At 72.2% G+C, this 4274-nt stretch carries 4 protein-coding genes; all 4 read left to right on the top strand.

The genetic code is table 11. From position 1 onward, the window contains the following. Positions 1–97: 97 nt before the first annotated feature. A complete protein-coding gene (locus tag CCN56_RS45255) occupies positions 98–517 on the top strand; it encodes a hypothetical protein (protein ID WP_107484286.1) in 420 nt (139 codons plus the stop codon). Next, on the top strand, positions 514–1524 hold the full coding sequence (gene pstC / locus CCN56_RS36915; RefSeq protein WP_179200124.1) for a phosphate ABC transporter permease subunit PstC: 1011 nt from the start codon (positions 514–516) through the stop codon (positions 1522–1524). The genes CCN56_RS45255 and pstC overlap by 4 nt, the downstream gene beginning before the upstream one ends. Next, positions 1521–2795: a phosphate ABC transporter permease PstA gene (gene pstA, locus CCN56_RS36910; RefSeq protein WP_086832091.1), complete on the top strand. Its 1275-nt coding sequence runs from the start codon at positions 1521–1523 to the stop codon at positions 2793–2795. The genes pstC and pstA overlap by 4 nt, the downstream gene beginning before the upstream one ends. Positions 2796–2920: 125 nt before the next feature. After that, the coding region (locus CCN56_RS36905) for a phosphate ABC transporter substrate-binding protein PstS (protein WP_107484285.1) at positions 2921–4274 on the top strand (1354 nt) is incomplete at its 3' end.

Raw genomic sequence — 4274 nt, 5'->3', positions numbered from 1 at the left:
TCGCCCGGAACTCAGCGTGGCCGATTGTCGACCACGCTGAGTTCCGGGCGAAGGGGGCGGCTCCGTGTCTCGGCCACGGTTTCTCTTTGTGTCATGGGTGGACGTCGAAAGACGTCAGGCGCCGGACGAGTGGACGCCGGCCGCGAACCGTACGGAGGCGGTGAGCTGGCGGCTCGTCGGCGCCAACAACCACGAACTCGGCCGCGGCCCGGACTTCCACCGGGGCCACACCGCCTGCCACTCCGCCGTCGTACGACTGCGCGACGGGCTCGACCGCGCGGTCCCCCTCGTCACCATGACCGCCGACGCCACCGGCACCTGGACCTGGCAACTCGCCCTGGACGACCACTGCGTGGCCGTCGCCGCCCGGGCGTACCGGCGCCAGCGCGAGTGCCGCGACAGCCTCCAGCTCTTCCTCGCCGCCGCCGTCGCGGGGCAGGTGGCCACGGGTGTGACGTACACGCGCCGACTGCGCGGCCTGCGACTGCCCGACGCGGCCCGGAGGAACGTCTCTTGAGCACCGTCACCACCCCGGTCACCGCCGACACCGACGTGCCGCGCACCAGGTCCGCGGCCAAGGACCCCGCCGACCGGCTCTTCCGCGTCGGCGCCCGTGGCGCCGGAGCCGTCGTCCTCGTCACCATGACCCTCGTCGGCGTCTTCCTCGGCGTCCGCGCGAGCCAGGCCCTCGCCGGAGCCGGCGGCTCCTTCCTCACCACCCCGGCCTGGGAGCCCGACTCCCACCGCTTCGGCATCGCCGCCGTCCTGCCCGGCACCGTCCTCATCGGCGTCACCGCGATCACCTTCGCCCTGCCGCTCGCCCTCGGCACCTCGCTCTACATCACCGAGTACGCGCCCCGCAGACTGCGCCGCACCCTCGTCAGCCTCGTCGACCTGATGGCCGCCGTGCCCAGCGTCGTCTACGGACTGTGGGGCTTCTTCTTCCTCCAGCCCCACATCACCGGCCTGTCCCGCTGGATCTCCACCTACTTCGGCTGGATCCCGGTCTTCGCGGTGAACGGCGCCGACCCGGACGACCCGCTCTCCCCGGCCACCGTCTACACCTCCTCGACCTTCATCGCCGGAGTCGTCGTGGCGCTGATGGTCACCCCCATCGCCTGCTCCGTGATGCGCGAGGCCTTCGCCCAGGCCCCACCCGGCGAACGCGAAGGAGCCTTCGCGCTCGGGGCGAGCCAGTGGGGCGTCATCCGCACGGTCGTCCTGCCCTTCGGCAAGGGCGGCATCATCGGCGGCACGATGCTCGGGCTCGGCCGGGCGCTCGGCGAGACCATCGCCGTCGTCATGATCATCTCCCCGGTCTTCGTCTTCCAGCCGCACCTCCTGGAGAACGGCGCCAACTCCGTCTCCGCCCTGATCGCCCTGCGCTACGGAGCCGCCAGCCCGTTCGGCATGTCCGCCCTGATGGCGGCCGGGCTCTCGCTCTTCCTGATGACCCTCGTCGTCAACTTCGTCGCGTCCTCCGTGGTCGCCCGCAGCCGGTCCGGAACGGGAGCCGAGGCATGACCCTGACCACCGACCAGATCCGCCCGGACTCCGCCGGCACGGTCACCCCCGACGTCGTCCCCGACGGCCCCGGCGCCCCCGCGGAGACCCGCCGTACGACCTCCGCGCTGCACGCCCGGGACGTCTTCGCCCTCGTCGGCGCGGGCGCCGCCGCCCTCGCCCTGACCTCCGTGATCTTCGGGCGGGTGCTGCCCTTCGACGGCGCCCTCGGCTTCACCGTCGTCGCCCACCTCGCCTTCATGGCGCTGTACGCGGTGCTGATCTCCCTCGACGAGAACGGCGCCGTGATCCGCGCCCGGCTCGCCCAGACCCTCGTCCACACCCTGGCGTTCCTGCTGCTCGCCGCACTCCTCTTCATCGTGGGCTACGCCCTGTGGCGCGGCCGGGAGGCCCTGCCCCACCCGAACTTCTTCACGGAGGACATGTCCGGCACCGGACCCCTCCAGCCGCTCACCGAGGGCGGCATGCTCCACGCCATCGTCGGCACCCTGGAGCAGATCGGCATCTCCCTGCTCGTCACGGTGCCACTGGGCCTCGCCTGCGCCGTCTTCCTCAACGAGGTGCCCGGCCGGTACGCCCGCTTCGTCCGCACCATCGTGGAGGCGATGACCGCCCTGCCGTCCATCGTGGCCGGCCTGTTCGTCTACGCCACCGCGATCCTCGCCCTCGGCCTCGGCAAGTCGGGCTTCGCGGCCTCCCTGGCGCTCTCGGTGATGATGCTGCCGATCATCATCCGGGCCTCGGACGTGGTCATCCGCCTGGTGCCCGGCTCGCTCCGCGAGGCCTCCTACGCCCTCGGCGCCGGACAGTGGCGCACCGTGTGGACGGTGGTGCTCCCCACCTCTCGCTCGGGCCTCACCACCGCCGTCATCCTCGGCACCGCCCGCGGCATCGGCGAGACCTCCCCGGTGCTGCTGACCTCGGGCGCCGCGACCGGCCTCAACGCCAACCCCTTCGACGGGCCGCAGACCTCGCTGCCGCTGGCCACCTTCACCCTGGTCGCCTCCCCGGAGAAGGCCATGATCGCCCGCGGCTTCGGCTGCGCCGCCCTGCTGATGGCCCTCGTCCTGCTGCTCTTCCTGCTCGCCCGGGTGATCGGCGGACGCGGACCGGGCCAGCTGAGCCGCCGTCAGCAGAAGCGCAGGACCGCGGCCTCGCTGCACGACGTGGAGCGCATGGGGTCCCCGGCACACGGACCCGACCCGTCCGGGGTCCATCCGGACGGCCCCGGGCCCGAGGCCTCCGCCGTCCCGTCGTCCCGGGCCGGCTGACCGCCCGGCCGTACGGCCCCGACACCCGCCCCGACGTCCCGGTACGACCCGCATCCGCCCGCGGACCCGGTTCCGCACGCGTGCCGGCACGACCCGCACCACCCGCCACCGATCAGGAGAACCCGATGTCCGGACGCCCACCGGCATTCCCCGCGCGCGTGCTGCGGCGCACCCTGGCCGTGCTCGTCACCGCCCTCGCCCTCGTGGCGCCCGCCGCGACGCCCGCCGCCGCCGAGAGCTACGTACCGGTCTCCGGCGCCGGCTCCACCTGGAGCCAGAACGCCCTCGACCAGTGGCGGGCCAACGTCAAGCAGTACGGGATGACGGTCAACTACAACGGCACCGGCTCCTCCGACGGACGCAACCAGTTCCGCAACGGCACCGTCGACTTCGCCGTCTCGGAGATCCCGTACGGCATCAACGACTCGGGCGTCGCCGACCCGCCGCCCTCGCGGAAGTTCAGCTACATGCCGATCGTCGCGGGCGGCACCGCCTTCATGTACAACCTGCGGATCGGCAATCGCCGGGTGACCAACCTGCGGCTCTCCGGCGAGAACGTCGCCAAGATCTTCACCGGCGCCCTCACCATGTGGAACGACCCCGCGCTCAAGGCCGACAACCCGGGACTCGCGGCGAGCCTCCCCGCCCGCCGGATCGTCCCCGTGGTCCGCTCCGACGGCTCGGGCACCACCGCCCAGCTGACCACCTGGCTGAGCAAGAAGCACTCCGGGCTCTGGGACGCGTACTGCCGCCGGGCGGGCCGCAGCACCCCCTGCGGACCGACCTCCAACTTCCCCGTCGTCGGCGGCACCGGCTTCGTCGGCCAGTCCGGCTCCAACGGCGTCTCCGGCTACGTCGCCCAGGACGGCAACCAGGGCACGATCACCTACGTCGAGTACTCGTACGCCGTGTCCACCACCGGCTTCCCGGTCGCCAAGATCCTCAACGCCAAGGGCTACTACACCGAGCCCACCGCCCAGAACGTGGCGGTCTCGCTGACCCAGGCGCGCATCAACCCCGACCTCACCCAGCGCCTCGACGGGGTCTACGACTCCACCGACGCCCGGACCTACCCGCTCTCCAGCTACAGCTACATGATCGTCCCGACGGCGGTGGAGTCGAACTTCAACCCGCAGAAGGGCAAGTCCCTCGGGGCCTTCGCCTACTACTTCCTGTGCCAGGGACAGCAGTCGGTGGACCGGCTCGGCTACTCGCCGCTCCCCGTCAACCTCGTCCAGGCCGGCCTGACCCAGGTCCGCCGCATCCCCGGCGTGGTCGCGGAGAGCGTCGACATCCGCAGCTGCAAGAACCCGACCTTCTCCGGCGACGGCACGAACACCCTCGCCAAGACGGCTCCCATGCCGCGCGACTGCGACCTCAAGGGCCCCACCCAGTGCGACACCGGCACCGGCGGTGACAAGACCCCGACCCCGACGGGCAGTTCCTCCGGCGGCACCACCGGCGGCGGCACGGGCGGCG

It is taken from the genome of Streptomyces sp. NRRL B-24572 (assembly GCF_002156145.1).
Classification (GTDB): domain Bacteria; phylum Actinomycetota; class Actinomycetes; order Streptomycetales; family Streptomycetaceae; genus Streptomyces; species Streptomyces vietnamensis.
Note: the sequence above shows the minus strand (reverse complement) of the source record. Positions and strands in the feature narration are given on the sequence as shown.

Coding starts and splice junctions, on each gene's coding strand:
- pstA (WP_086832091.1), top strand. CDS start 1,521: ATGACCCTGACCACCGACCAGATCCGCCCGGACTCCGCCGGCACGGTC.